The sequence below is a fragment of the uncultured Maricaulis sp. genome (genome assembly GCF_905480005.1).
GTDB lineage: Bacteria > Pseudomonadota > Alphaproteobacteria > Caulobacterales > Maricaulaceae > Maricaulis.
Genome location: NZ_CAJQOO010000082.1, coordinates 1 through 4,392 on the forward strand (window position 1 = coordinate 1; position 4,392 = coordinate 4,392).

The window sequence follows — 4,392 nt, forward strand, 5'->3', positions numbered from 1 at the left end:
CGCCTTGCGGACGCCTGCGGCGGAAGATGCCCGACGCTATCTCAAATCGCGCGGGCTGACGGGCGAGGACTGCGTGCGCTACGGGATCGGTTTTGCGCCGGACAGCCGCACCGCCCTGAAGGACGAGCTGGTCACCGCCGGCGCGCCGATTGCCGACCTGGTCGAATGCGGTCTCCTGATCGAGCCCGACAGCGGCTCGCCCTATGACCGGTTCCGCGACCGCATCACCTTCCCGATCCATGATCCCCGCAACCGCCTGGTCGGTTTTGGCGGTCGGGCGCTGTCGAAAGAGACAAGGGCGAAATACCTCAACTCGCCGGAAACCCCGATCTTTCACAAGGGATCGGTGCTCTATCGCTATCCCGAGGCCCGCAAGGCGGCTTCCGATCCCAAGCAAGACATCCGCGGGCTGATCGTCGCCGAGGGTTATCTCGACGTGATCGCCCTGTCCCGGGCCGGACTGGAACATGGCGTCGCCCCGCTGGGGACAGCCGTCACCGAGGAGCAGATACAGCTTCTGTGGCGGGCCGGCGGCGAGCCGGTCATGTGCCTGGACGGCGACAGTGCCGGCCGTGCGGCCGCCTTCAAGGCCGCTGACCGCGCCCTGCCGCTCCTGCAGCCGGGCAAGACGCTGCGTTTTGCCTTCATGCCGGATGGCAAGGATCCCGATGATCTCCTGCGCGAGGAGGGGGCCAATGCCCTGCGCGCCATCTTCCGTGAGACCCGCTCGCTGGCGGATCTGATCTGGGAGCGTGAAGTCCTGGTCGAACCGCTCGATGACCCGGATCGCCGGGCCGGTTTCCGGCGCCGGATCCGGTCTCTGGTCGCCCAGATCGCCGACACGGATATCCGTGAGGAATACAAGCGCGAGTTTGACCAGCGCATGGATGCGCTTTTTGGCACCCGTGCGCAGTCCGGGTCGCGCAGTGGCCGCGGCGCCTGGCGACCGGGCAAGGGTGTGCCGCTGGGAGCCAGTGCGGAACTGCGTAACAAGCAGTCCAGACAGGGTGATCCGACGGCCCGGCTCGGGCAGCTTTTGCTGGTGGCCGCGATCGAATACCCGGAAATCGCCGCGTCGCAGGTCGAAACGCTGGCGCTTTTGCGGTTGGGATCGCTTGACAGGCTGCGCGACGCCGTTCTAGACGCCTGCTCTTCTGGGCAGTTTGTGCAGACCGACACGCTAAGGGCCGAATTGGCCGATGCCGGATACGCGGCAGAGATGAAGCGGCTGGACGGTGAGCGCAGACCCATGCGGGCGGAACTGGGCGGTATGGAGGCGTCTCCAGAGGTGAGGGCAGAGGCTTGGAAGCGGCTGGCTCACGCCTATATGGAACGAAGCGAAGCACAGACACGTCGTGATGAGGCGCGTGCCCGTCTGGACGAAGAACTCAAGCAGGCGGATTCAGAACGCTTTCGGCAGGTGGTCGACGCCTACCGGTACGAAAGCTCTCGTTCGGAATCCAACTGATGCGTATAATTCCAATTGCGCGCTCGAGGGCGGCGCGACAAGGGACGAATAAATGAGCAAATCGGCCGAAGCCAATGATGCATCGGAAAATTCGGATGGTCCGCTGCTGGACCTGACGGATCAGTCAGTGAAGAACATGGTGAAAACCGCCAAGAAGCGCGGTTACGTCACCCATGACGAGTTGAATGCGGTCCTGCCGAGCGAGGAGTTTTCCTCGGAGCAGATCGAGGACGTGCTCGCCCAATTGTCAGAGATGGGCATCAATGTCGTGGATAATGATCCCGATGTTGACGATGACTCGGCCGAGGCCTCGGCGAAGCCGGCCAAGGCGGCAGCGAGCTCCGACGACAGCGATGACGATGATGAAGAGGAAGAAGAAGAAGAAGAAGAGAGCGACAGCCGTGCAGTGGCCGGCGCCTCCAAAACCGCCGTCACCGGTCAGAACACCCCGACATCCGCAGACCGCACCGATGATCCGGTGCGCATGTATCTGCGCGAAATGGGCTCGGTCGAGCTGCTTTCCCGCGAGGGCGAGATCGCCATCGCCAAGCGTATCGAGGCTGGCCGCAATGCGATGATCCGCGGTCTCTGCGAGAGCCCGCTGACCTTCGAGGCCATCATGGTCTGGCGCGACGAGCTGACCGAAGGTCAGGTCCTGCTGCGCGACATCATCGACCTGGATGCCACTTATGGCGGCCAGCAGGCGGAAGCTGCCGAGGATGGTGATGAGGACGAGACCGGCGAAGGCGAGACGCCGACCCCGGCCGGTGACACCACCGCCAAGCCCGACTCCGACGATGATGATGATGATGACGAGGAGAAGTCCTCCAAGTCAGATGATGATGAAGACGGTGAAGAGAGCGAATCCTCGTCTGACGATGATGACGATGATGATGATGACGGCGCATCGCTCTCCCTGTCGGCCATGGAAGCGGAATTGCGCGATGGCGTGATGGAGACCCTGGACTCCATCGCCACCGATTTTGCGGCCTTCCGCAAGCTGCAGGACAAGCTGGTCGCCGCCCGTATCGAGGGCAAGGACCTCACCAAGCAGAGCCGCGAGAAGTACGAAGGCCTGCAAAACGCCATCGTGACCAATCTCAACACGATGCACCTCAACAATGCCCGTATCGAGGCACTGGTTGAGCAGCTCTATGCGATCAACAAGGAACGCATGGCGCTGGAAGGCAAGCTGCTGCGCATGGCCGACGCCCATGGCGTGCCGCGCGCGCAGTTCATGGACAGCTATTTCGGCAATGAGCTCAATCCGGAATGGCCGGGCTCGATGGCGTCCACCTCCAAGGCCTGGGCCCGCTTCATCGATCGTGAAGCCACGGATGCCGGCAAGATCCGTGATGATCTCGCCGACCTGACCCAGCGCGCCGGTGTGCCGATCGAAGACCTGCGCCGCATCGTCCGCACCGTCCAGAAGGGCGAGCGCGAGGCCCGTGTGGCCAAGAAGGAAATGGTCGAGGCCAATCTGCGTCTCGTCATCTCCATCGCCAAGAAATACACCAATCGCGGCCTGCAATTCCTGGATCTCATCCAGGAGGGCAATATCGGCCTGATGAAGGCCGTCGATAAGTTCGAGTATCGTCGCGGTTACAAATTCTCGACTTATGCCACCTGGTGGATCCGCCAGGCGATCACCCGCTCGATCGCCGACCAGGCGCGGACCATCCGTATCCCGGTGCACATGATCGAGACGATCAACAAGATCGTCCGCACCAGCCGTCAGATGCTGCACGAGATCGGTCGCGAACCGACCCCGGAAGAACTGGCCGAAAAGCTCGCCATGCCGCTGGAGAAGGTTCGCAAGGTGATGAAGATCGCCAAGGAGCCGATCTCCCTGGAAACGCCGATCGGCGACGAGGAAGACAGCCATCTGGGCGACTTCATCGAGGACAAGAATGCTGTCCTGCCGATCGACGCTGCCATCCAGGCCAATCTGCGCGAGACCACGACGCGGGTGCTCGCCAGCCTGACGCCGCGTGAGGAACGTGTTCTGCGCATGCGCTTCGGCATCGGCATGAATACCGACCACACGCTGGAAGAAGTCGGCCAGCAATTCTCGGTCACCCGCGAACGTATCCGCCAGATCGAAGCCAAGGCCCTGCGCAAGCTCAAGCATCCGAGCCGGTCGCGGAAACTTCGGAGCTTCCTGGATAACTGATCCACGCCAAGGCGTGGATCATCCCGGGCGGCGCAAAGCGGCGATCCGGGATCCGGACGTGACGAGTTCAGACATTGAAAAAGCCGGCCCGAGGGTCGGCTTTTTTGTGGCTGGTCCTTGTTTCAGCGTCTAGCCTCGACCCATGCTCCGTTTGATCCGCTGGCTCTGCTTCCCGATCGCCCGCCGCCTCGGCTGGTGGCCGATCGCCGTCTATTACGCGCTGACCATTCCCCTGGTACTGATCCGCCGCCTGATCTGGCCCCTGCCACCGGAAATCACGGCGCAATTGCCGGCCTGGGCCTATCCGGCTTTCTACGGCTTCGTCTTTGTCGGCCTTCCCGCCATTCTCTGGCTGAGAAACCGGGAATGGTATCGACCTCAGCAGCGGGATGCGTAATGCCCCTTCACCACCTCCATCTGCCAACCACCGGGCCAGGTCTCTACGAGATCACCCATGCCGCCCAAAATTTCGCTAGCGAAGCAAATGCCGCCGACGGACTGCTCACGGCCTATGTGCGACACACATCCTGCTCGCTTGTCATCCAGGAAAACGCCGATCCGGACGTTCAGCGGGACCTCAATGCGTTCTTCCGGCGCCTTGTCCCGCCGGCCGATGACATGCCGGCGCATATCAAGGCGGCGCTGACCCAGACGTCGATCGGCATACCCGTCGCGCAGGGGGAATTATTGCTGGGGACCTGGCAGGGACTTTACCTGTTCGAGCACCGCGACCGTCCGCATCGGCGCGAAG

General features: G+C 62.6%; 4 protein-coding genes. All 4 read left to right on the forward strand.

Going from position 1 to position 4,392, the window contains the following annotated elements; genetic code table 11:
• Nucleotides 1-1,468, forward strand: a 1,468-nt coding sequence (locus tag QZ266_RS08155) for a toprim domain-containing protein (RefSeq protein ID WP_295693758.1), incomplete at its 5' end; no start/stop codon positions are given.
• Nucleotides 1,469-1,520: 52 nt separating this feature from the next.
• The gene (rpoD, locus tag QZ266_RS08160) at nucleotides 1,521-3,641 is read left to right on the forward strand and encodes an RNA polymerase sigma factor RpoD (RefSeq protein ID WP_295693760.1); all 2,121 of its coding nucleotides are present in this window, start codon (nucleotides 1,521-1,523) and stop codon (nucleotides 3,639-3,641) included.
• 142 nt (nucleotides 3,642-3,783) lie between these two features.
• Nucleotides 3,784-4,038, forward strand: a complete 255-nt coding sequence (locus tag QZ266_RS08165; protein WP_295693763.1) for a hypothetical protein — start codon at nucleotides 3,784-3,786, stop codon at nucleotides 4,036-4,038.
• Nucleotides 4,038-4,392, forward strand: a 355-nt coding sequence (locus QZ266_RS08170; protein WP_295693766.1) for a secondary thiamine-phosphate synthase enzyme YjbQ, incomplete at its 3' end; no start/stop codon positions are given. The genes QZ266_RS08165 and QZ266_RS08170, both read left to right, overlap by 1 nt.